General features: G+C 72.0%; 20 protein-coding genes and 1 rRNA gene. 3 read left to right on the top strand and 18 right to left on the bottom strand.

The window, feature by feature from the left end; translation table 11 throughout:
- Nucleotides 1–15: 15 nt before the first annotated feature.
- The 13 genes from ACIBK1_RS12570 to ACIBK1_RS12510 all read right to left on the bottom strand — a co-directional run bounded on the left by ACIBK1_RS12570 (nucleotide 16) and on the right by ACIBK1_RS12510 (nucleotide 14,013).
- On the bottom strand, nucleotides 16–312 hold the full coding sequence (locus tag ACIBK1_RS12570) for a hypothetical protein (protein ID WP_030507339.1): 297 nt from the start codon (nucleotides 310–312) through the stop codon (nucleotides 16–18).
- 101 nt (nucleotides 313–413) lie between these two features.
- Nucleotides 414–1,253: a CDP-diacylglycerol--serine O-phosphatidyltransferase gene (gene pssA / locus ACIBK1_RS12565; RefSeq protein ID WP_030507340.1), complete on the bottom strand. Its 840-nt coding sequence runs from the start codon at nucleotides 1,251–1,253 to the stop codon at nucleotides 414–416.
- Nucleotides 1,240–1,899: a phosphatidylserine decarboxylase gene (locus ACIBK1_RS12560; protein WP_051761569.1), complete on the bottom strand. Its 660-nt coding sequence runs from the start codon at nucleotides 1,897–1,899 to the stop codon at nucleotides 1,240–1,242. The genes pssA and ACIBK1_RS12560 overlap by 14 nt, the downstream gene beginning before the upstream one ends.
- A 138-nt stretch (nucleotides 1,900–2,037) precedes the next feature.
- Nucleotides 2,038–3,051: a TerC family protein gene (locus tag ACIBK1_RS12555; protein ID WP_396734515.1), complete on the bottom strand. Its 1,014-nt coding sequence runs from the start codon at nucleotides 3,049–3,051 to the stop codon at nucleotides 2,038–2,040.
- Nucleotides 3,052–3,373: 322 nt separating this feature from the next.
- Nucleotides 3,374–4,486, bottom strand: a complete 1,113-nt coding sequence (locus ACIBK1_RS12550) for a glycosyltransferase family 4 protein (RefSeq protein ID WP_396734512.1) — start codon at nucleotides 4,484–4,486, stop codon at nucleotides 3,374–3,376.
- A gap of 46 nt (nucleotides 4,487–4,532) precedes the next feature.
- Nucleotides 4,533–6,191, bottom strand: a complete 1,659-nt coding sequence (murJ, locus tag ACIBK1_RS12545; RefSeq protein WP_030507344.1) for a murein biosynthesis integral membrane protein MurJ — start codon at nucleotides 6,189–6,191, stop codon at nucleotides 4,533–4,535.
- Between the two features lie 107 nt (nucleotides 6,192–6,298).
- Nucleotides 6,299–7,213: a hypothetical protein gene (locus tag ACIBK1_RS12540; protein WP_396735985.1), complete on the bottom strand. Its 915-nt coding sequence runs from the start codon at nucleotides 7,211–7,213 to the stop codon at nucleotides 6,299–6,301.
- A gap of 91 nt (nucleotides 7,214–7,304) precedes the next feature.
- Nucleotides 7,305–8,282, bottom strand: a complete 978-nt coding sequence (locus tag ACIBK1_RS12535) for a copper transporter (protein ID WP_030507346.1) — start codon at nucleotides 8,280–8,282, stop codon at nucleotides 7,305–7,307.
- Nucleotides 8,279–9,475 carry a putative cytokinetic ring protein SteA gene (steA, locus tag ACIBK1_RS12530; RefSeq protein ID WP_030507347.1) on the bottom strand — a complete coding sequence of 399 codons (1,197 nt, stop codon included), beginning with the start codon at nucleotides 9,473–9,475 and terminating at the stop codon, nucleotides 8,279–8,281. The genes ACIBK1_RS12535 and steA overlap by 4 nt, the downstream gene beginning before the upstream one ends.
- Before the next feature lie 502 nt (nucleotides 9,476–9,977).
- Nucleotides 9,978–11,747 (bottom strand): DNA repair protein RecN, encoded by a 1,770-nt coding sequence (gene recN, locus ACIBK1_RS12525; protein ID WP_030507348.1) that lies wholly within the window; start codon nucleotides 11,745–11,747, stop codon nucleotides 9,978–9,980.
- A 182-nt stretch (nucleotides 11,748–11,929) separates the two neighbouring features.
- Nucleotides 11,930–12,877: an NAD kinase gene (locus ACIBK1_RS12520; RefSeq protein WP_081903432.1), complete on the bottom strand. Its 948-nt coding sequence runs from the start codon at nucleotides 12,875–12,877 to the stop codon at nucleotides 11,930–11,932.
- Between the two features lie 25 nt (nucleotides 12,878–12,902).
- Nucleotides 12,903–13,712 (bottom strand): TlyA family RNA methyltransferase, encoded by an 810-nt coding sequence (locus ACIBK1_RS12515; protein WP_030507350.1) that lies wholly within the window; start codon nucleotides 13,710–13,712, stop codon nucleotides 12,903–12,905.
- Between the two features lie 79 nt (nucleotides 13,713–13,791).
- Complete coding sequence (locus ACIBK1_RS12510; RefSeq protein WP_030507351.1) at nucleotides 13,792–14,013, bottom strand: hypothetical protein; 222 nt, start codon at nucleotides 14,011–14,013, stop codon at nucleotides 13,792–13,794.
- A 528-nt stretch (nucleotides 14,014–14,541) separates the two neighbouring features.
- Here ACIBK1_RS12510 and ACIBK1_RS12505 point away from each other — a divergent pair.
- A complete protein-coding gene (locus ACIBK1_RS12505) occupies nucleotides 14,542–14,889 on the top strand; it encodes an SCP2 sterol-binding domain-containing protein (RefSeq protein ID WP_030507352.1) in 348 nt (115 codons plus the stop codon).
- Nucleotides 14,890–15,167: 278 nt separating this feature from the next.
- Here ACIBK1_RS12505 and ACIBK1_RS12500 read toward each other — a convergent pair whose 3' ends face one another.
- Together ACIBK1_RS12500 and ACIBK1_RS12495 are read right to left on the bottom strand one after the other, a co-directional pair.
- On the bottom strand, nucleotides 15,168–16,172 hold the full coding sequence (locus ACIBK1_RS12500; protein WP_030507353.1) for an HAD-IIA family hydrolase: 1,005 nt from the start codon (nucleotides 16,170–16,172) through the stop codon (nucleotides 15,168–15,170).
- Nucleotides 16,173–16,192: 20 nt separating this feature from the next.
- Nucleotides 16,193–16,534: a tetratricopeptide repeat protein gene (locus ACIBK1_RS12495; RefSeq protein ID WP_231513829.1), complete on the bottom strand. Its 342-nt coding sequence runs from the start codon at nucleotides 16,532–16,534 to the stop codon at nucleotides 16,193–16,195.
- A gap of 177 nt (nucleotides 16,535–16,711) precedes the next feature.
- Here ACIBK1_RS12495 and ACIBK1_RS12490 point away from each other — a divergent pair, with 177 nt between their 5' ends.
- Nucleotides 16,712–17,938, top strand: a complete 1,227-nt coding sequence (locus tag ACIBK1_RS12490) for a DUF1015 family protein (protein ID WP_396734505.1) — start codon at nucleotides 16,712–16,714, stop codon at nucleotides 17,936–17,938.
- On the opposite strand, the gene ACIBK1_RS12485 is transcribed toward ACIBK1_RS12490, so the two are convergent.
- A complete protein-coding gene (locus ACIBK1_RS12485) occupies nucleotides 17,913–18,452 on the bottom strand; it encodes a single stranded DNA-binding domain-containing protein (RefSeq protein ID WP_063754592.1) in 540 nt (179 codons plus the stop codon). The two genes, ACIBK1_RS12490 and ACIBK1_RS12485, sit on opposite strands and share 26 nt — an antisense overlap.
- A gap of 104 nt (nucleotides 18,453–18,556) precedes the next feature.
- Between ACIBK1_RS12485 and ACIBK1_RS12480 the strand changes: the two genes are divergently transcribed.
- Complete coding sequence (locus tag ACIBK1_RS12480; RefSeq protein WP_030507357.1) at nucleotides 18,557–19,483, top strand: MBL fold metallo-hydrolase; 927 nt, start codon at nucleotides 18,557–18,559, stop codon at nucleotides 19,481–19,483.
- A gap of 115 nt (nucleotides 19,484–19,598) precedes the next feature.
- On the opposite strand, the gene ACIBK1_RS12475 is transcribed toward ACIBK1_RS12480, so the two are convergent.
- Complete coding sequence (locus tag ACIBK1_RS12475; protein WP_197042545.1) at nucleotides 19,599–20,669, bottom strand: tetratricopeptide repeat protein; 1,071 nt, start codon at nucleotides 20,667–20,669, stop codon at nucleotides 19,599–19,601.
- A gap of 1,857 nt (nucleotides 20,670–22,526) precedes the next feature.
- A 5S ribosomal RNA gene (gene rrf, locus ACIBK1_RS12470) occupies nucleotides 22,527–22,604 on the bottom strand; the annotation flags it as partial.

Genomic DNA, 22,604 nt, shown 5'->3' with positions numbered 1-22,604 from the left:
GCAGGGTGCGACCCGTCAGGCGTCGCCGAGAGCAGGGTGCGGCCGGGGCTCGCCGGTGGTGAAGACCTTCACGATGCGGTCGGCCGCGAGCGCGGGCTCCTCCGCGCTCTCCACCACGTCGCCCCAGGACCAGCGGTAGAACCAGCCGTCCGACATCGCGACGCAGTCCACGGTCTCGGTGAACAGCGCCGCGTCCGGGTCGCGGACCTTGAGCGACGGCGGGTCGGGGCGCAGGGACGCCTCCAGGCCGCGCAGCTCAAGCTCCCGGGCTAGTTTGCCGAGGAAGTACGTCCGGGTGTGCTCACGAGGCATGGCGACCAGGGCTCCATTGGACTAGGCGTTTTCTCCACGTGATTGGCCCGGGCCCAAGGTGGCGGGCCCCAGCCGACCGGGGCCCTGTCCGTGCGACGACGTCAGCCCGCGTTCTCCGAGCGTCGTTCCCTGCGCTGCTGCTGTTTGAACATGAGAACGCGAAGCGGAATGGCGGACACGATCGCGATCTGCATCGTGGCGCCCACCTTGATGAGCTGGTCGCCGCCCGCGAGACCGGCCGCCCAGATCGTCAGGCAGGCCACGTTGATCAGCATCCAGGCCAGCACGACGGCGGCCAGATTGCCCTTGGGCTTGGGGTACTCGATGCGGCTCACCATGAGCCAGGCCACGCCGAAGATGGCGGCGAGCGTGACGTAGTTCGGCTGGAAGAGCAGCACGATCGACACCACGGTCATCGCGCCCATGGGGATCGGCAGGCCCATGAAGTCGCCGCTCTTGGTCTTCACGCAGGCGAAGCGGGCCAGCCGTACGACGCCGGCGAGCAGCACGGACCCGGCCGCGCACAGCACCAGCCACAGCGGGAGCTTGCCGGAGAAGCCGGCCCAGATCACCACCATGAAGGCGGGCGCGAAGCCGAAGCTGATCACATCGGCGAGGTTGTCCAGCTCGGCGCCCATCGCGGACGCGCGGAACTTCCTGGCCACCAGGCCGTCGAACAGGTCGCAGGTCGCGCCGATGAGCAGCAGCACCACGGCCGTGCCGAAGAAGCGCGGATCGGGGGCGAACTTGCCGCTGGCCTGCAGGTCGCTGATCGCCGACCAGGCGAGCACACAGACGGCGAGGAACCCACTGAGTGCGTTGCCGAGCGAGAGGGAGTCGGCGGCCGACAGGCGGAAGGCCTTGCCTACGGGCCCGCGCGGCTCCTCATCCACCCCCTCCACCGGCCAGGAGGCCTCGGCTCCGAGGTCAGACGTGGTCAAGGCGCGTCACCCCCGCGACGGTCCGGGTGCCGACGGTGACCGCCGGCCTGATGCCCTCGGGCAGGTAGAGGTCCACCCGGGAGCCGAAACGGATCAGTCCGACCCGCTCGCCCTGGGCGACCTTGGCGCCCGCGAACAGGTACGGCACGATGCGGCGCGCGACGGCGCCGGCGATCTGCACCATCTCGATGTCCCCGAGCGCGGTGTCGAAATGCCAGACGACGCGCTCGTTCTTGTCGCTGTCCTTGTTGAACGCGGGCACGAAGCCGCCGGGCACGTGCTCGACCGACGTGACCATGCCGTCGGCGGGCGCCCGGTTGACGTGCACGTTGAGCGGGCTCATGAAGATCGCTACCCGGGTGCGGCCGTCCGGCCACGGGTCGATGCTCTGCACGACGCCGTCGGCGGGCGAGATGAGCCTGCCCTCGCCCAGCGCGCGCTCGGGGTCGCGGAAGAACCACAGCATCCCGCCGGTGAGTGCGGCGAGCGGCGCCGCGGCCAGCGCCCACCGGGGCGACCTGCGGGTGAGAACGGCGGTGACGGCTGCCGCCGCGGCGGTCGGAGCCAGCCACGGGGACACCCCGCGCGCGAGCCTGACCCGGCCCCGGGCACTTCCCGCGATCCCGGATTCAGGACCGCGGGGCAACGATTCGTTGGACACAGATGACCTTTGTACTCTTCTGGCGACTATGGACCGGCATGCGAGCTAGCGATCGATATTACCGATCCGGCAGTCAATGCGTGGCACAACGAGAACAAGCAAACAGGGTGAGTGCCCGTTTCGCTAGCCCTGCGGGGCTTCCGCCTGAGACGCCTCCGTCTGAGAGGCTTCTGCCGGAGTAATGGTCCTGTCGTCGCGGCGAGCCTTGATGAGACTGGCGACGGTGGTCACGGCCATGGTCACCCCGATGACCGCCAGCGATACCCAGATGGGGACCTGCGGGGCCCAGGAGACCTCGTTCTCGTGAAGTGCTTCAAGAATCAGCTTAACCCCGATGAAACCGAGGATGAACGCCAATCCGTAGCTGATGTAGACCAGCCGCTGCAGAAGTCCGCCGAGCAGGAAGTAGAGCTGACGCAGTCCCATCAGGGCGAACGCGTTCGCGGAGAACACGATGAAGGCCGCCTTCGTGAGCCCGAAGATGGCGGGAATCGAGTCGAGGGCGAACAGCAGGTCCGTGGTGCCGATGGCGATCATCACGATCAGCATGGGCGTCACCATGCGCCTGCCGTCCACCCGAACGGTCACCCGGGAGCCGACGTAGTCGGGGGTGGTCGGGAAGACCCGCCTGGCCCAGCGCAGGAGGATGTTCTCGTTGAACTCCTCGTCCTGCTTGTTGTGGTCCCTGACCAGCGTGTACGCCGTGTAGATGAGGAAGGCCCCGAACGCGTACAGCAGCCAGCCGAAGCGGCTCAGCGCGGCGGCGCCGATGGCGATGAAGATCCCGCGCATGACGAGCGCCAGGACGATGCCGACCAGCAGGACCTTGTGCTGGTAGATCCGGGGCACCCCGAAGCGGGTCATGATGATGTAGAAGATGAACAGGTTGTCGACGCTGAGGCTGTATTCCGTCAGATAGCCCGCGAAGAACTCCCCGCCTGTCCCGGCTCCGGCCCAAATCGTTAACCCGATGCCGAACAACACGGCCAGGCAGACGTAGAAGCCCACCCAGATGCCCGCCTGCCGCATCGAGAACTCACGTGGTTCACCACGATCGACGATCAACAGATCAACGGCTACCACGATGACGAGACCCACGATGACCAGGGCCCACAACCACAGGGGCGCATGTACCACGACTACCTCCGGCGCGCGCTGAACACACTGCCGGAGGTCTCTCCCGCCCGTACGCGCACGGCGGACCGACGGCCCCGGGTGCTGACACCGTGATGACGGAACCGCCGCGAAGGGATACTCCCCCCCAACCCGTCCAGTATATGGATCAGGCTTAGCCTCACCTAATCCTCGCCGGAACATCGGCGGTCATCGGCGAGAACAGGAGGCGACTCACCAGCCCGACGGTCTTGTGTCACCGGCGCGAGAGGGTGGTCGCACCCTCCCGCCACCGCGGTCGCCACTACGAGGCCGCCACTGCGAAGTCGCCACCAGGAGGCCGCGGCTACGACGCCAGCCCGTACGCCGCGAGCACCGCACGCAGCGCCGCGTCCTCGTCGGGCAGTTCCCGGCCGCGCCGTACGGACGCCTCCGCGAGGCGGGCGGCCAGAGCGGGATCACCGAGCAGGCGGCCGATCTCGCGGCTCAGCGCGCCGGGGTCCTGCGGGGGCACCAGCAGGGCCGCCTCGCCCACCATCCGGGGCACGCCGCCCACCCGCGTCGCGATGATCGGCCTGCCCGCCCGCAGCGCCTCCTGGACGCTCAGCGGCTGCCCCTCCCATCTGCTGGGCACGATCACCGCCGTCGCGACCTGGAGCAGGTCGGCCGGCTCGGCCCAGCCGTACAGGACCACGGGCAGTTCCTCGGCCTCAACGCGGGCCTGCAGCTCCTCGCGCAGCGGCCCGTCGCCCGCGATCACGAAGACCGGGTCCCCCTTGTAGGGCCCGGCCGCCGCGTCGAGCAGCGTCTCCAGGCCCTTCTGCTGGGCCAGGCGGGCGACCGTGAGCACGATCGGCCGCTCCTGCAGCGTCTGCGGCGCGTCCGCGGCGCCGGGCAGCCGGGCCGCGATCTCGGCCCGCACGTCCTCGGCCGGGCGGGCGGGTTCGGCGAGCGGCGGCGCGGGCACCACCGCGAGGTCCACTCCCCTGGCGCCTCTGGCCCGCATGCGCTCCGCGACGTCCGGCGAGATCGCCAGAACGCGGTCCGCCCGTCGGGCGACGATCCGTTCCAGCAGCCGGTAGACCGCGCCGATCGCGCCGCCCGCCGTGACAGCGTTGTGCAGGGTGACCACGAGTCGCGGCCATCCCCGCGCCCCGACGAGGGCGAGTGCGGCCAGCGCGCCCGCCCGCAGGCCATGGGCGTGGACGACGTCCGCGCCGCGGGCGAGCCTGCGCAGGCGCAGGGCGGTCCGCAGGTCGTGCGCGGGGTGCGGCCTGTCGGCGATGTCCACCTCGGCGAAGCCCGCGCCGGTGGCGGTGAAGGAGAACGTCTCCTCGGTGTCGCCGGGACCCGCGACCAGCACCCGGTGCCCCCGTGTGACGAGCCCGCCGGCGAGCATCCGCACGTGCCGGGCCACGCCGCCCACGCTCGATCCCAGCACGAGCACGATGCGACTCATGGCCTCTCCTCACCTCCGGCTCGCAGCGGTCTACGGGTCCGCTCGCTCATACCGACTCCTCGGCGGGCGGGGCCGCCGGGCTCGCGCCTCTGCCGCGCCTCACTCCGGACAGGGCGGCGGTCAGGTCCCGGCGGTCCACGAGCGCGGTGACGAGGACCCCCGCGACCACGGCCGCCAGACCGGCCACGGCGGCCGTCAGGAGTCCGCCCCACGGGCCCTCGCCCGACAGGGGAAGCCGGGCGGCCGCCGCACCCGCGAGGAAACCCGCACCTCCGCCCAGCAGGGCGGCCAGAACGGCCCGCGGGACGCCCTGGGCGGCCCGCGCCCCTCGCGCCCGCACGACCGAGGCCAGCAGCAGCCCGGCCCCCACCGTCATGCCGGTCGCCTGGCCGAGCGCGAGCCCGCCCAGGCCCCAGCCGTCCGGCAGCACGAGGACGAACGCCACCTGGGCCACGGCCACGACCAGCCACCCGGCGACCTGTCCCCTGGCCGCCGCCCTGCCCTGTCCCGCGGCGTACAGCACCCGGCTCAGGTGGGCCACCAGGCCATACCCGATGAGCCCCGGCGCGAACAGCGCGATCCCCCGGGCGAACTCCGCCGCGGCGACCTCTGTGTCGGCTTGGGCGAGGAAGACGTGCGCGACCGGCACCGCGACCGCGGCGAGCGCGCCGGCCGCCAGGCCGCAGACCAGCACGACCGCGCGGGTCGTCCGCGCCGCCAGCGCCGCGAAGCCCTCGCCCTCGTCGCCGGCCTGCGCCCGCGCGGCGAGCGCGGGGAAGGCGCTGGTCGCGATGGGCACCGCGAGCACGGCGTACGGCACCTGGTAGATCGCCCACGCGTAGTTGTAGGCGGGCAACGCGCCCCCGCCGACGCGGTTGGCGACGGGAATCAGGATCGCCGCCGCGGCCTGCTGGGCGACCAGCGCGCTCAGCCCGGCCAGGGCGAGCCGCCGCACCTGTACGGCGACGCCCTCGGGAAAGCGGAGCGTGGGGCGCCACCGCAGGCCGAGCCGCCACGCCGGCCCCACCACGGTGACGACCAGGGCCAACACGCCGAGCGTCGTTCCCGCCGACAACGCGATCTCGGCCGGTGCTGGCACGGTGGCGGGGTCCCTGTGGCCGCCGCTGAGCGGCCCGAAGGCCAGGTAGGCGACGATGACCACCACGCTCGACACAAGCGGCGCCAGCGCCGGCCCCGAGAACCGTCGATGGGCCTGCAGCACGCCGTAGAGCACCACGGCCATGCCGTACAACGGGACCTGCGGCGCGAAGACGACCAGCATGCGCGCGGCCACGGCGGCGACCTGGCCGATGTCGCATCCCCTCATCTCGGAGCCGACCAGCATCCGCGCCACCGGCGCCGCGACCACGGCGGTCAGCGCCGCGAGCGGCACCAGCAGCACGACCACCCAGGTCAGCAGCGCGGAGGCGATCCGGCCGACCTCCGCACGCGCCTCGCCGTCCGCTCTGGCGGCGGCGCCGGCGAGCACCGGGACGACCATCCCGGCGAGCGCGCCGCCCACCACGACCTCGAAGACGATGTTCGGCACGTTGTTGGCCGTGTAGTAGGCGGTGGCCAGGCAGTTCGTGCCGACCGTGCGCGCGAACGCCAGCTGCTTGGCGAAGCCGGTCACCCGCGCCAGGACCGTGATGACCCCGATGAGGACCGCCGCCCCCGCGATCCCCGCCCCGAGCCGTCTAACCATGCCGCTTACCCATGCCGCTTACCGATGCCACTCATCCACGCCGCTCACCCATGCCGGTCATCCGTGCCGGTGCCGTACGGCTCCGCGGGCGGCCCTGGTCGTGCAGGTCACCCACACGACCCCGGCGTTCCTGGGGTGGTCTGCGGAGCGCGGCGGCCGAGCATGTCCAGGCGGTTGAGCACCCGGTTGCCGGCGATGACCTTGGTGAAGCTGACCTTCTCCGAGGCGGCGGTGAGAGCGGCGACGACACCGAGGGCGGCGATCCGGCCAGGCCTGCCCAGCCGGGCCGTGGCCGCCAGACCGAGCAGCGCGCCGAGCGCGTTCGCCCCGGCGTCGCCGAGCATCGCCCGCTCGCCCAAGTCCTCGGGCAGCAGCGCCGCCGCCGCGCCCAGCGGGACGGCGGTCAGCGCGGCGGCCTGACGGGAGCGCGGGCCGTACGGCGCGGCGATCGAGGCGGCCAGCAGGGGAGCCCCGGCGAGCAGCCCCACCTTGATCGCGCGACCGGGTCGCAGGTCGAACAGGTTGGCCAGGTTGGCGCTGCCGGCGATCAGCGCCCCGTCGACGAGCGTGTCGAGGGACCGCGCCAGAACGTTCCCGCTCCGGACGTCACGAGGGGAGAGCGCCGCCGCGGCGAGCCCGGTCGCGCCGATGCCGAGGATCTTGACCGCTCCGCTGGTCACCTCGCCGCGCGCCAGTGCCGCCAGGTGGCCCTTGAAGCCCTTCGAGGAGGTCGTGCCGAACAGGTCGTCATACGCGCCGAGGACGCCGCTGCCCGCTCCGGCGAGCACGGCGGCCGCGCGGGCCCGCGCGGGGAGGCCGGGGGCGAGAGCGGAGGCGGCGACGGCGCCCGCGGCGAACGCGGGACCCTCCAGCAGCGTGACCGGCTCGCCCCGGTGGTTGACCCGGGTCCAGTACTCGTCTGCGGTCTTCTCGTCGCCGATCGGCGGACGGCGCCGGAAAGCGGCGAAAGCGGCGCGCGCGGCGACCGCGCCGAGCGCGGCGCCGACGGCGGCTCCGAGCATCGCGGCGGCGCGGGTGCCTGCCTGGGGACCTCTGGCCACGGCTGTTGCCCTTCTCTACGTGTTCGTCAGGCGTGATGCGCCGACCGGCGGCTCAGCCCCGGCCCGCCGCGGGGGTGGGGGTCTGGCTGGGCGCGGTCACCGCGGGCTCGAACGCCGTCGCACCGCTGCCGACGCCGTAGGAGCCCGAACGGCCGGCCAGTTGCTCCCGCAGAGCGTAGACCACCACGACACGGCCTGCGGCGAAATCGACCGTGTCAACGGTGGAGACCGCCGAGGCCACGCCGCCGGTGTCGTGCAGCGCCGCGATGACGCCGCCGTTGGCGGAGGCGGTGACGGTGCCCGCCAGGACCGTGCCGAGAGCGCCGCCGTCGAGGCCGGCGGCGACCGAGACCAGCGCGTTCGTCTGCCGGTCGGCGTCATCCCCCTCGTACGGCTGGGTGGGCGCGAGCACGATGGCCAGCGTCGCCCGCCGCCCGGGGTCGCCGTTGAGGGTGAGGAAGTCGCCCGCCTGGAACGCCTCCAGCACGCCGGTGGCGGCGGGATTGGCCCGGCCCGCCTGCGTGCGGTCGTTGGTCACGATCGCGCCCGCGAGCATCGCGGCGGCCTTGTCGTACGGTGTGGCCCCGTCGGGGAACGTGGTGCCGGCCTGGGCGAGGTTGGTCGCCAGCCCGTCGAGCACGCTCGCCTGCTCGGCGTCGACGAACTTGTCGGTCAGGCTGATCCTGCCGCTGTAGACGGCGCCCGCGCTCGTGACGAGCTTCTCGATCGGGTCGCGCAGGGCGGCCGACGCGCCCGGAGCCTCGACGAGCACGACGCGCTCCCCCGCGAGCTGGCCGCGCACGAGGTCCGGCAGGTGGGTCGTGACCAGCGAGTCGCCGCCCTCCTCACGCGTCTGCAGCTGCGAGATCTGCGTCAGGTACTTCTCGTTGGCCTGCCGCAGCGACGCGGTCATCTCCTCGGCCGACTTGAAGAACGTGGGCTCGAGCACGGTGCTGCCCAGCACGATGCCGACCGTGAGCGCGAGGAAGATCGCCACGATCGAGACGAGGTGATAACGGAAATCGATCACGAGAAGAGTCCGACCAGCCAGAAGATGAAGCCGTTCCAGGCCACGCGCAGGCCGTTCAGCCACACCTGGCCGATCGGCGATACCGAGAGCACCACACCGATCGTGACCAGCGTGGTGGCCACGAGCAGCAACAGGGAGGACGTGGAGATCCGGCTCCGGTAGAGCCTGCTCACGCCCTTGGCGTCCACGAGCTTGCTGCCCACCCGCAGCCGGGTGAGGAAGGTGCTCGCCGCGCCCGACCTGCCCTTGTCCAGGAACTCGTCGAGCGTCCAGTGGGTGCCGACCGCGACGATCAGCGTGGCGCCCTTGTCGTCGGACAGGAGCATCGCGATGTCCTCGCTCGTCCCGGTCGCGGGGAACACGACCGCCTCCTGGCCCAGCTTGCGCACCCGCTCGAGCCCCGGCGCCCGCCCGTCGCGGTAGGCGTGGACGACGAGTTCGGCGCCGCAGCACAGCGCCTTCTCCGAGACGGAGTCGAAGTCGCCCACGATGATGTCGGGCACGTACCCGGCGTCGAGGAGCGCGTCCGCCCCGCCGTCCACACCGATCAGCACCGGACGGTACTCGCGGATGTACGGCCGGAGCGTGGCGATGTCCTCCTTGTAGTGGTAACCCCGCACCACGATGAGGGCGTGGCGGTTCTCCAGGGAGGTGCGGATGTCGGGCACGCCGACCCCGTCGATCAGGAGGTCGCGCTCGCGCCGGACGTACTCCATCGTGTTGGCGGCGAAGGCCTCGATCTGGACGGCGAGGCCCGCGCGAGCCTCGGTCATGGCCGCCTCGACGCTCTCGGCGGTCTGCGGCTGCCCCTTTCCGACCAGTTCCTCGCCGAGGTAGACCATGCCGTCGTGGACGCGGATCACGTCGCCGTCGGCGATGCGCTCGAACAGTTCCGGCGACGCGTTGTCGATGAGGGGGATGCCCGCGTCGATCAGGATCTGCGGCCCGAGGTTGGGGTAACGCCCGCTGATGCTCGCGGCGGCGTTGACCACGGCCGCCACACCGCACGCGACGAGAGCCTCCCCGCTGACCCGGTCGATGTCGACGTGATCGATAATCGCGATTTCTCCGGGCTTGAGGCGCTTGGTCAGCCTCTTCGTCCGTCTGTCGATTCTCGCCACTGCCGTCACCCCGGGAAGGCCGTCAGCCTTCCTGCGGCGGAGGCCCGGAACGTTCAAGCTCGGGACCTTCATCATGACCATCCTGCCAGAGGCGGCGACCGCCACGCTTCCACACCCCACGGCTCGTCTGAATTGTCACTGCAAGTCAGGGATGTTGCCGAGGTGCGCCGACCGAGGGCAGCCGAGTCAACGCACACCTTCCGCGACGCCGTCGCCCCCTGTTCCTCCGCCCCCTCGTTCCGGGGCTTGACTGCTTCCCGCCGCGCCCTGCTCCAAACGTCACCCCCGCGCGCGCCCCGCCGAGTGTACGCGCTGGGCGGGCCGGCGGTGGGAGAGACGGCAGGTCCGCCCACAGGCGGGGCCCCAGCCCGGCACGGGACGGCCCGCGGCCCTCGGTCCGGCAGATCCGCGGCCCCAGCCCGGCGGATTCAAAGCCTCAGCCCGGCACAGAGCACGGCGGCTCTCGGCCCGCGGCCGGCGGACCTGGAGCCTCAGCCCGGCGGATTCAAAGCCTCAGCCCGGAGCCTCAGCACGACGCAGAGCACCGCGGCCCGCGGCCGGCGGACCTGGAGCCTCAGCCTGCGGCGCGGCGGCCCGAGCGCCTGGCCGTCCCCGAGGACGCCTTCTCCCAAGCGGCCTTGTCGGCGACGGCGATGGACAGCAGCTCGGCGGCGTGCGCCCGGCCGAGCTCGGAGTCCTCCAGCCCGGCGAGCATCCGCGACAGCTCCCGCTCGCGGCCCTCCTGGTCGAGGGTCACGACGCCGCTGCGGACGACCCTGCCGTCGCTCGCCTTCTCGACCACGAGGTGCTGGTCGGCGAAGGCCGCCACCTGCGGCAGATGGGTCACCACGATGACCTGCGCCGTCCTGGCGAGCTTGGCCAGCCGCCTGCCGATCTCCACGGCCGCCTTGCCGCCCACGCCCGCGTCGACCTCGTCGAACACGAACGTCGGAACGGGGTCGGCACCGGCGAAGACCACCTCGATGGCGAGCATCACCCGGCTCAGCTCGCCGCCGGAGGCGCCCTTGGTCAGCGGCAGTGGTGGCGCACCGGGATGGGATGCCAGCCGGAGCTCGACCTCGTCCACGCCGTGCGGGCCGAAGCCGTCGGTGGCGGTGATCGCCACGCTCACCCGGGCGTGCGGCATGGCGAGCGCGGTCAGCTCCTCGGTCACCGCCTGGCCGAACCGGTCGGCGGCGGCGGTGCGGATGGCGGTCAGCTCACCGGCCAGCTCGCCCAGCCGCTCGGTTAGCTCACCGTGCTCCCGCGTCAGCTCCCCGATGCGCTCGTCGTCGCCTTCGAGCTCCGTCAGCCGCTCGGCGGCCCGCTGCGCCCACGCGATCACGGCCGTGACGTCCTCGCCGTACTTGCGCATGAGCCCGTTCAGCGCCGCCCTGCGCTCCTGCACCGCGGCCAGCCGCGCCGGATCGGCCTCGACCGACTCGGCGTACGCGGCCAGCTCGGTCGCCACGTCGGAGACCAGATAACCGGCCTCGGCCAGGCGATCGGCGAGCCCGGCGAGCGCGGGATCGAAGTCGCGTACGGACTCCACGGCCGTCTTCGCGTGACCGAGCAGCGACACGGCGTCCTGCACGTCCTGCGCGCTCGACATCGGATCCCCGAGCAGCGCCGCGTGCGCGGTCGTGGCGGCGGTGCGCAACGCGTCGGCGTGGGAGAGCCGCTCGGCCTCCTCCTTCAGCTCGGCGTCCTCGCCCGGCCTGGGCTCGACCTTCTCGATCTCCTCGAGGCCGAACCGCAGCACGTCGGCCTCCTGCGCCCGCTCCCTGGCCTTGACGGTCAGCTCGTGGAGCAGCTCCCCCACCTGCTTGTGCCGCTTGTATGCCTGCTCATAGGCCCGAAGGGGCTTGACCAGCTCGTCGCCGGCGTATCGGTCGAGCGCCGCGCGCTGCCTGCCGGGCTGCAGCAGCCGCTGCTGGTCCATCTGCCCGTGCACGGCCACGAGGTCGTCGGCGATGTACGTCAACGTGCCCACCGGCACGGCACGGCCCCCCAGCCAGGCGCGAGAACGGCCCTCCGCGGAGACCGACCGGGAGATGATGAGCTGCCCGTCTTCGATCTCGCCGCCGACGTCGGCGACCTGCTGGGCCACGCGACCGCCGGGCTCGATCACGAGCGTGCCCTCGATCAGCGCCTTGTCGGCGCCCGGCCTGACCCTGGCCGGGTCGGCCCGCCCTCCGAACAGCAGGCCGAGACCGGTGACGACCATCGTCTTGCCGGCCCCGGTCTCACCCGTGACGACGGTGAATCCCGGTGACAGCTCCAGTACGGCCTCGTCGATCACGCCGAGCCCCTGGATGCGGACCTCCTCGACCCGTGGCCGCACTGGTCCCTCCCGTTTTCGCCGACCGAACTCGCCAGAGATCCTACGCGTAACTCGTCAAGATTTTCGAGGACAGCGTGTCCGGGCCGCGACCCGAACGAGAATCTGTGGACACGAAAGCCCAGCTCATCCGGCATATCACCACCAACCGCCACAACCCGCTGTGGATCGCGGCGTCTCCAGGGTCAGCCGGAGCGGACGCGGCCCCGCCAGCCCTGCACCGGCAGGCCGAACTTCGCGACCAGGCGGTCGGTGAAGGGCGCCCCGGTGGTCTCCACACCGAGCAGGCGGGCCAGTCCTACGGGCGCCTCGCCCCTGCGGACCTCCACGCGGGCGCCGGGCGGGATGTCGAAGCGGCGGCGGCCGTCGCACCACAGCACACCGGCACTGGTGTCAGGAAGGATCTCCAGCGCGAGCGTGGACTTCGGCGACACCACCATCGGCCGGGCGAACAGGGCGTGAGCGCTGTTGGGCACCAGGAGCAGCGCCTCCACCTCGGGCCAGACGACGGGCCCTCCGGCCGAGAAGGCGTACGCGGTCGATCCGGTGGGGGTCGCGCAGATCACGCCGTCGCACCCCCAGCGCGACAGCGGGCGGCCGTCGATCTCCGCGACGACCTCCAGCATGCGGTCCTTCTTCTCGACCGACGCCTCATTGAGCGCCCAGGTCCGCGCGAGAACCGACCCGTTCAGGCGCACGACGACCTCGATCGTCATGCGCTCCTCGACCTCGTAGCGGCCCTCGGCCACCAGGTCCACCACGGATGCCAGGTCCTCCACCTCAGCCTCGGCGAGGAAGCCCACGTGCCCCAGGTTCACGCCGAGCAGCGGCACCGCTGCCGGGCGGGCCAGTTCGGCGGCGCGCAGCAGCGTGCCGTCACCCCCGAGGACGATGATCAGCTCGGCTCCCTCCAGCGCCGCAGCGTTCTCCGGGACCACCTCGACATGGGCGCAACCCAGCTCCTCGGCCTCCTCATCGAGCACCCGGACGTTGATGCCCGCCTCGATCAGCCGTTCCATGACCAGGCGGGCGCTGCGCACGGCCGCCTCCCGGCCCGTGTGCGCCGTCACCAGGACGGTTCTCTTGGCGTCCGCCTGGTCGCCCACCGTGCCGCCCGTGCTCATCGTGCTCATCGTCTCCACGCCTCGCCGCCCGCGCTTACCGGGGCCCCTCCGCCACCGCCGTTTCGACGGCCGCGTCCACATCGGCAACGGGATCGTGTCCCGGTCCCTTCCCGAGCCACAGAACGTATTCCACGTTCCCCGACGGCCCCGGCAGCGGGCTCGCCGTCACGCCCTTCACCGTCAGGCCGAGCGAGCTCGCCGCCGCCGCGACGTCCCGCACCGCCTGTGCCCGCAGAGCCGGGTCGCGTACGACGCCTCCCGAGCCCACGCGCTCCTTGCCGACCTCGAACTGCGGTTTGACCAGCATGGCGAACTCCGCCACCTCGGCCGCACAGCGCACCAGGGCCGGGAGGACGAGCCGGAGTGAGATGAAGGACAGGTCCCCGACGATCAGCGTCGGCGGCTCGCCCACCATCTCCGGCGTCAGGTCGCGGACGTTCACCCGCTCCATCACCGTGACCCGCTCGTCCGTACGCAGCGACCAGGCGAGCTGGCCGTATCCCACGTCGACGGCGAGCACGTGGGCGGCGCCGTGCCTGAGCAGCACGTCGGTGAAGCCACCGGTCGAGGCGCCCGCGTCGAGGCACCGGCGCCCCTCGACGCGGAGCCCTTCGAACGCGTCCAGTGCGCCGAGCAGCTTGTGGGCGCCTCTGGACACGTAATCGGGGCCCTCGGCCGTCTCGGCGACCACGATGGGGGCGGCGGTGTCCACCTGGGTGGCCGCCTTGCCCGCCACCCGGCCTCCGACGCTGACCCGGCCCGCCTCGATGAGCTGGGCCGCCTGCTCCCTGGACCGGGCGAGCCCGCGGCGCACGAGCTCGCTGTCCAGCCGGACGCGCTTCACCGGGCCCGCCCCGCCGCGGCGTCCCCAGCCGTTCGAACCCGCGCCCGGCTCGCGACGCCCGCGGGCGCTGCCGTGGCGCTCACTGATCGCCGTCCCGGCCGCCGTGTGCCTCAGGCTGCCGATCGCCGGCATCCTCCACGGACGCAAGCACCGCCTCGAGGCCGGCGAGGACCTGTTCGAAGACGCCCACGTGCTCGGACACCGGCGCGTGAGCCAGCCGTCCGAGTGGCGACAACGCGGCCTGCACGCCGTCGGCGCCCGAGGCGTGATGTTCCCCGGCCGCGATCCCGCTGTCCGTCATGGTCCCTTCCTGCTCCGATCAGCTGCCCCGTCACGCTTCACAGTCATGCTTCACAGTCGCGCTTCCCCGTGCGCGGCCCCACGCTCGCGCCCGGGCTTCGGCCCGGCTTCCGCCGGCCCGGGCCCCGGACGTCGCACGGACGGCGCACGCGGCCATGCCGCTCGGCCCACCCGTACGAGCCCCTGCGGCGCTGGTCGCCTCGACGCTATCGGACCCCACCGACGGTCGTGCGCCGTCCGCCCGTTCCACAGGGCCGCGAACGTTCCGCCGCATGATCTCGCCGCACGTGCCCGGAGGAGGGCCCTGCTCAGCTCGCCGTCCCTTTGGTCGCGAAATCTACGGCTCGCGGACCGCCGAACTCGTGCCGTTGCCGTCCCATGACCCGAAGCGGATTTCGCGCAGGCCGTCCGTGGAAAGCTACTGTCGGTAGGTACAGGGGAATCACATCGTCGACCGATGATCCGTGCGCGGTTCACAAGGAGACCCGGTCCGCGAGAAGACACGGTCCGCGAGGAGAAAGGCAGGCGCATGGCGACCGTCGAGGAATGCCGGGCGGCGCTGGACAAACTCGTCGAGCAGTTCGACGAGGTGAGCGAGGAGGACCGTGCCAAGCACGTGGTCGAACGCCGGCTGGCCTGCCGGATCTCCGACCTCGGCGTGACCTTCTACGGCCGCATCCACCGCGGTGGGCTCGACCAATTCGACGAGGTGCCCCCGGATGACGGTCGGCCCGCCGAGGTCAAGCTGACGCTCAAGAGCGAGGACCTGGTCTCGATGGTCAACGGCGAACTCGACATGGGCCGCGCGCTGCTGGGCGGCCGGGTCAAGATCGACGCGAGCCTCGGCGACCTGCTGCGCCTTCGCAAACTCCTCTGACCGCTCTCGTCTGACCACTCCCACCAGAACCCGGCGACGCGCCACCGCACCGGGCCCTCACCTCAGGCCACGCCAGCCTCGCCGAGCCCTCGCCGCACGCCCTGCCGGGTCCGGGGTCGCATGCGACGCCGGGCCTTCGGCGACATGCCACGCCGGGCCGCCGCCGCACGCGATGCGGGGGTACGGACCTCGAAACGCGTTACCGGATCGTGGCGGCCACCCCGGCGTCACGCCGTGGTCCGGCGCGTGGGCCCCAGGGCTGCCACCCGTGCCGATCATCAGCGGCCGAGCGCCGCCAGAGCGGCCTTCACCGCGCCCTCGTCCGCTTGGCCGTCCCCCACCGCCTCCCAGGTTGCGGCGCTCGCCGCACGCAGCCCCTCGACGGGGTCGCCCTCCCCGGTGAGCGCGAGCTCGCCGTCCTGCCACACGGCCGTCCATCCGCCGCAGGTCCATCCGCCTGAGCCACGCCGTACGGGGACCACGGGGGCGTGCAGGCCGGACAGGTCGGCGGCGATGTGGGTGGGACGGTGATGGGGCGCGGCGGTGAGCACGTCGAGAGGAGTGGCGACACCGGTCAGCACGAGCAGGCTGTCGACACCGGCCCGGGTCGCGCCCTCGATGTCGGTGTCGAGCCGGTCGCCGACGATCAGCGGCCTCTCGGCGCGGGTGCGGATCATCGACTCACGGTGCAGCGGCGGCTCGGGCTTGCCCGCGACCACGGGTTCGACGCCGGCCGCGGTGGCGATCACGCGGCTCATCGAGCCGTTCCCGGGCTGCTCGCCCCGGCCCGTCGGCATGGTCGTGTCACCGTTGGCCGCGACGAACCACGCCCCCTGACGTACGGCGAGCGCCCCTTCGCAGAGCAGCCCGTAGGACAGGTTGTCGGCGATGCCCTGCACCACGGCGGCGGGTGCGTCCAGGGCCGTGGTCACAGGGCGCAGGCCGTGCTCGCGCAGGGCCATCCGCAGTCCCATGCCGCCCACCACAAGGACGGCGGAGCCCGCCGGCACGTGCTCGGCGACCAGCCGGGCCGCCGCCTGCGCGGAGGTCACCACGTCCTGCGGGGCCGCCGGAATGCCCAGATGGCTGAGGTGCTGGGCGATCGCCCCCGGCGTGCGGGACGCGTTGTTCGTCACGAACGCGAGCCGCACGCCCAGGTCCCGGGCCTTCACCAGCGCCTCCGGCGCTTGGGGGACCGCGTGTTTGCCGAGGTAGACGACGCCGTCGAGGTCGAGCAGCAGCGTGTCGTAGGCGTCCACGAGCACGCCGGTGGTTTCTGACATGGCGGAAGTATGTCCTACGGTCACGCCTGCCTCGCCCGCAGCGTGGCCCTGACCTGCTTCAGTGCGGACACGTAGTGCCGCAGGTCGGGGCGCATCGCCACCGCCACCGCGAGGGGCTCCTGCGCCCCCTCGATGTCTCCGCTGCGCCACAGTGACAAGCCGAGACCGAAGTAGGCGTAGTCCTCGGCGGGGTTGGCGTCGACGATCCAGCGGAAGCTGCCGGCGGCCTCGTCGTAGCGCTTCGAGTTGAACTGGGCCCGGGCGAGTGCCTCGCGGAGGCTGCGCGAGTCGGGTTCGGCCCGCACGGCGTGCTCCAGGATCGCCGCCGCGGCGGCCGGACTGCCCTCCTCGAGCAGTTTCATGCCACGCTTGAACCACTCATAGACACCGCCGGAAGGCGTACCGCCCGGATCATTGGAAGAAGCAGAGGCCTCGTTTCGTCCTTCGATCATGGGGTAAGCCCTCCTGCACTCCGATTTCACAAGCAACCGGGCACCGCAGCGTCGGGGAGTCCGGGCACTTATGGCAACATGCCCGGTATGGAGAGTTCTGAACGGGCGGGACTGGTGCTACGTCCGTTCCACGGCGTCCGTTACGCGGTGGACGACCTGGGCGCTGTCACCTCCCCGCCGTACGATCTCATCTCCCCTGAAGAACTGCGGGAACTGCTCAGTTGTCATCCGAACAACGCAGTGCGCCTGATCCTTCCCGGGATCAGCCACTACGGTGAGGCGAGCGCCGCGTTGAGCGAGTGGCTTGCCGATGGAGTGCTGACGGTCGACTCCCTGCCCGGGCTGTACGTGTACGAGCAGAGCGGGGTCGGTTTTCTGCAGCGGGGCCTGATTGGATGCGTCGGGGTCGGGTCGACCGCGATCCTCCCGCATGAGAACGTCCTGCCGGAGCCCGTCGCCGACCGACTCGCCCTGATGCGGGCGACGCAGGCCAACCTCGAACCGATCTTCCTGCTGTACGAAGGCGGCGGCACCGCCTCCCGGCTCGTCGACGACGTGGCCACACAGCGTTTCCCCCTCATGGACGTCCGGACCCGTGAGGGCGTGCACCACCGACTCTGGGCGGTGACCGACCCCCACGAGATCGAAGCCGTCGCGGAGGACCTGCGCGATCGTCAGGCGCTGATCGCCGATGGCCACCATCGTTACGCCACTTATCAGGCGCTGCAGAAGGACCACATCGGACCCGGTCCCTGGGACTACGGCCTGGCGTACCTGGTCGACTCCACGGCATACCCGCCCGACCTCAGGGCCATCCACCGGGTCATCCCGGGGCTGCCCCTGCAGGAGGCCGCCGCCCGGGCCAAGGGCGCCTGGCAGGTCCAGGAGTTCCCCCTGGTCGAGGACGCCCTGGCAGGGCTCGCCACAGCGACCGGCCCCGCCTTCGTGCTCGCCGGCGACGGACCCGCCCATCTGCTGACGGATCCCGACCCGATGCAGGTCGAGCACGCCATGCCGCCCGAGCAGTCCCCACGGTGGCGGATGCTCGACACCTCGGTCCTCACGACGTTCCTCCTGCCAAGGGTGTGGGGGATCACCGACAGCGAGCAGTCGGTGATGGTCGTGCACCACGACCCGCTCGCCGCCGTGGAGAGGGCGCGCCGGCTCGGCGGGACGGCGGTGCTGCTGAACCCCCTGTCCACGGAAGACGTCCTCACGGTCGCGTCGCAGGGCGAGCGGGTGCCCCGCAAGTCGACCTCGTTCGGCCCCAAGCCCCGCACCGGCCTGGTCATGCGGACCTTCGCCACTGACTGACCGCCTCGTCGGCGGGCTCCGCCGAAACGGCGTCGCCCTGGTGGTCGCAGGACGACGCCGCCGGGGAGTCGACGGCGCCGTCGCCGGAGGACACCGCTTCAGGCTTGGCGGCATCGACCGCCTCAATGGCATCAACGGCCTCCCGAACCCGGGCGGCGGCGCCGTCGTCGGCGTGCGGCGTTGTCCTGCGTGGTGGCCTGCCGCGGGGCGCGGCCGGCTCGACGCGGCGTACCGTACGGACCTCGATCTCGTAGCGACTGCCGCCGCGCCACCAGCGGCGGCGCAGCGCGCCCTCCACCTCGACCAGATCATCGAGTTGCCATCCGGCCAGCATGCCGCGCACGCCGTCGTCGATCGTCGCGCATTCGATCGCGTCCGACCGCTGACGGCCCGAGCGGCCTGCCGGCCTGCGGACCGCGAGCCGCCACTGCGTCAGCAGGGCTCCGCTCGGCAGTTCCCGATGTGCCGGCTCCATGGACAGCCGCCCGGCCAGCACCACCTCGTTGCGGTGCATGTGAACTCCTCTCTGCCGTGGAGATCACTATGCGTGACCAGGTTGGGCCGGTGCGGTCCTGAATGCCATTCTGTGAATACCGGTTCTAGTTTCAGGAGTGGCCTGTGGACAACGTGACTCCGCTCGGCGGCGACGTCTACGAGATCGACACGCGGATGGCGGGCTACTCCGGCATCACCGCGGGCTATCTGATCCTCGGCGACCGCCCCTGCCTCGTCGAGACGGGCACCTCGACCTCGGCCCCCGTGGTCAGGGACGCCCTGTCCTCCCTCGGGGTGAGACCGGACGACCTCGCGACCGTCGTGGTCACCCACATCCACCTGGATCACGCCGGCGGCGTGGGCGACATCGCGAACTACTACCCGTCCGCGGAGATCGTCGTCCACGAGAAGGGCGCCCGCCATCTCGCCGACCCCTCCCGGCTCATGGCGAGCGCCAAGATGGTCTGGGGCGACAAGCTCGACGTGCTGTTCGGCACCCTGGCGCCGACCGACGCGGCCCGCATCAGGGCCCTGGGCGACACCGGGACGATCGATCTGGGCAACGGCCGCACCCTGGCGAGCCACTACTCCCCCGGCCACGCCAAACACCACGTGGGCCTGCTCGACTCGCTCACCGGTGACCTGTACGTGGGCGACGCCGCCGGGGTGTATCTGCCCGAGACCGGGGACCTGCGGCCCGCAACACCGCCGCCGGACTTCGATCTCGACGTCGCCCTCGGCTCGATCGCGCTGTTCACAGCCCTGAAACCGCAGCGGCTGCTGTTCAGCCACTACGGACCGGTGGAGGACGTGCCCTCGGCCCTCGAACGGTCGGCCGAGGAGCTCCGGATCTGGGTGGACCTCACCAAGCGGGCCAGGGCGGAGGGACTCGACCTCGATCACGCTGTCGCCATGGTGCGCGACCGGACGCGGGAGCGGTACGCCGCGCTGCGCGCCGACGAGGCCACCGCCGAGCAGTTCGAGCTGCTGAGCGGCGCGCCGTCGAACGTCGCGGGGATCATGCACTGGCTGGACCGCGCCCCGCGCTGACTCCCGACCCCCTCGGAACGCGATTCCGGAGAGGCCGACTCTGCGGCGTGGTCTTCCCCGGGGGGCCCCGGGAAAAAGTGAACGGGCGCCGCCGACGCGGCGCCCATTCGGAACATCAGGGCTGGCGCTTCGTCCGATCCTCGGCGTCCTCGGTATCCTCGGCGTCCTCGGAGCCGTCGAGCGCGTCGCCGAAGTCCGGCTCTATGAACGCGGGGCCGTAGGACGGTGCGCTCGTGGCGGAGGGCCGCTCGGCCGCGTCATCGGCGTCGCGCGTCTCCTCACCACCCGGTACCGGAGCCGCCACAGGTGCCGGCGGTGCGGGCGCCTCGCCGACGGCGGGCGTCGCGGCCACGTCGTCGCCCGTGGGGCCGCCGTCCGCCTGATCGTCGGTCAGATCGTCCTCGTCCGAGAGGTCGTCGTCCCGGGGATCGCCGGCGGGGTCCGTCTCGTCTTCGTCCTCGTCCTCGTCCTTGACCGCCTCTCGGATGGCCTCGTCTCCGATTTCCTCTTCATCGTCGTCGAGGTCGTCCAGGAGGTCACCGGGCTCGTCACCGGACTCGTCGAAATCCTCCTCCAGGTCCTCGATCAGTCCGCCGGTCAGCTCGGCGTAGCGCTCGGCCGCGTCGGTCTCGCCGTCCTCGTCGAATCCCATGGCACGGGCGAACCAGTCGGTCGCCGCTTCTTCGTGCCCCGCGTCGGCCAGGGCGTCCGCGTACGCGAAGGCGAGCCGCGCCGACCACGGCTTCGGCTGAGGGTCGCGCAGCTCAGGAACCCGCTGCAGCGTGATCACGGCGGCGTCGTGCTGCCCGAGGTCACGACGGGCCCCGGACTCCACGATGGCCAGTTCGATCCTGCCCGCGCGGTCCAGCCGTTCGGCCTCACGCGACCGGACGAGGTCGAGCGCCCGCTCGGGACGCCCGAGCCCACGCTCGCAGTCCGCCATGATCGGCAGGTACTCGTCCGAACCGGTGATCCGCCGGGCGGCCCGCAGGTCGCCCAGCGCCTCCGCGTACTGACCCGCGTGGTAAGCGGCGATCCCGGTGGCCTCGCGGACCACACCGATCCTGCCCGCGAAGCGGCGCGCCACCTTGGCGTGCTCGTAGGCCTTCTCCGGGTCCTCCGCGCTCAGCGCACGGGCGGCCGCCACGAGGTGGCTCGCCACGAGGTCCGCCAGGTCGTTCGGCAACGAGCGAAGCTCCGCACGCGCCTCCCGGTCCAGCTCGTCCGGGGTGATGTCGGGGTCGAGGGGCGGAATCTCCTCCCGCGTCCTCGGCCTGCTCGGCTCGTCCGGCCTGCCGTAGCGGCTACGGCTGCCGCCCCGATCGTCGCGGCTGAAGGGACGCGCCGCGCCGCGGTCGCCGCTGAACGGCCTGGACTCGTCACGATCCCTACCGAACGGGCGGTCGCCGCGGTCGCCGCCGAACTGGCGCCGTGGCCGGTCGCCGGAGCCCGACTCACGCCCGCGGAACGTCCGAGGCCCTTCCTCACGGTCGCGGCCCGAACGCCTGTCGTCGCGGTCCCGGAAGGATCCTCCGGGCCTGTCCCCCGGCGTACGGCGCGGCCCGTCCCGGAACGAGTCCCGATCGCGGTAGCGGTCGCCACCGGTGTCCTGCCGGTCTCCGTAGGGACGCCTCGGCCTGTCCTCGCCGCCTCTGCCGTCACGGTCGCCTCTGGCGTCGCGGTCGCCGAACGAACGCCGCGGCCGCTCCTGACCCCCGAAGCCCCGATCGGCACCCCGATCGCCGCCTCGATCTCCATACGGACGCCGGGGACGATCCTGCCCGAAGCCGCTTCCGCCTCTGTCGTCACGGCCGTAACCGCGCTCCTGGTCCGTACGCCGCGGCGGACGGCTGCCGAAGCCGCCCCGGTCGTCGCGGTCGTTCCGAGGCGTGAACGAGCGGCCCTCCCGGCCCTCCCGATTCTCTCGGCCCTCGCGGCCGTCGCGTTCGCGGGAGCCGTAGCGCCCGCCGAAACCGCCGCCTTGGCGCTGCGGGCGGTCTCCGTACCCCCCGCCGCCTTCCCGCCGATCGGTGCGGCGCTCACCGTAGGGCCGGCTGCCGCGGTCGTCGGAGCGGAACGGACGTCCGCCCCGATCCTCGCGATCCCTGGAGCCCTGTCCGCCTCGGAAGCCGTCGCGCTCCCCGTAGGAGCGGCGCGGCCGATCGGTGCGGAAGGAGTCGCGGTCCTGATAAACGCGTTCCCTGCGTCCTTCGCCGCCCCCGGTTTCCCTGCGCCCCTCGGAGCCGCCGGCCCCACGCGGCCGCTCACCACCGCGCTCGAAGCTCCGGCCCCCGTCGCGATCGCGGTATCCGCCGCGATCCTCGGTACGGCCACCGGCGCGATCCCCGCTGCCGAAAGGACGGCGACCGCGGTCATCCCGGTCACGATAGCCGCCGCGCCTGTCGCGATCCCCATACGAGCCGGTCGGCCTGTCGTCACGATCACGCGAGCCGGAGCGGCCCCCGGACGGTCCACCCTGATCGCGGTAGCCGCGCCTGTCGGACTGGAACGGGCGCTCGCCGCTCTCGCCGCGATCGCTTCGGAAGCCTTCTCGCCGCTGTCCATAGCGACCGCCGAAGCCGCCGCTTCCTCCATTACCGCGGAATCCCCCGGCGCGCTCAGCCCGGTTTCTGTTCTCTTCGCGGTTGTCTTCGCCACGGCCCGCGCCGTCGCGCCCGTCTTCTCTGTTCACTTCTGTCCTCTGTTGCTTGCTCACCGCGTCCGGTTCGCCGGCCGCAGGGCTCCGTCTTCCCGCTGTCCTGACTATTGGGGATCCGCCCCATGCCCGATGAGTTCCAGGGAAGACACGTTGTTGACGCCGCAGGTCCGCTGGGATCGCGTCCGCCGCAGCCTTCGCTTCTCGTCCGAAGCGACGAAGGCCACCCGTGGGGTGGCCCGGCATTGCCAGCCTAGCGCGCCGTCACCACCGCCCGGGCCCCGACCGGAGCGTTCGTCTCTCGTGGAAACCGGTTCGGCGTGGTGAAGACATCGCCTTATAAATGCAGAAGGGCCGCCCTAATCAGGGCGGCCCTTCCAAAAGATTGTCCGGCGGCGTCCTACTCTCCCACACCGTCCCCGGTGCAGTACCATCGGCGCTGGCAGGCTTAACTTCCGGGTTCGG

This window comes from Microbispora rosea (genome assembly GCF_044460045.1).
Lineage (GTDB): Bacteria > Actinomycetota > Actinomycetes > Streptosporangiales > Streptosporangiaceae > Microbispora > Microbispora rosea.
Note: the sequence above shows the minus strand (reverse complement) of the source record. Positions and strands in the feature narration are given on the sequence as shown.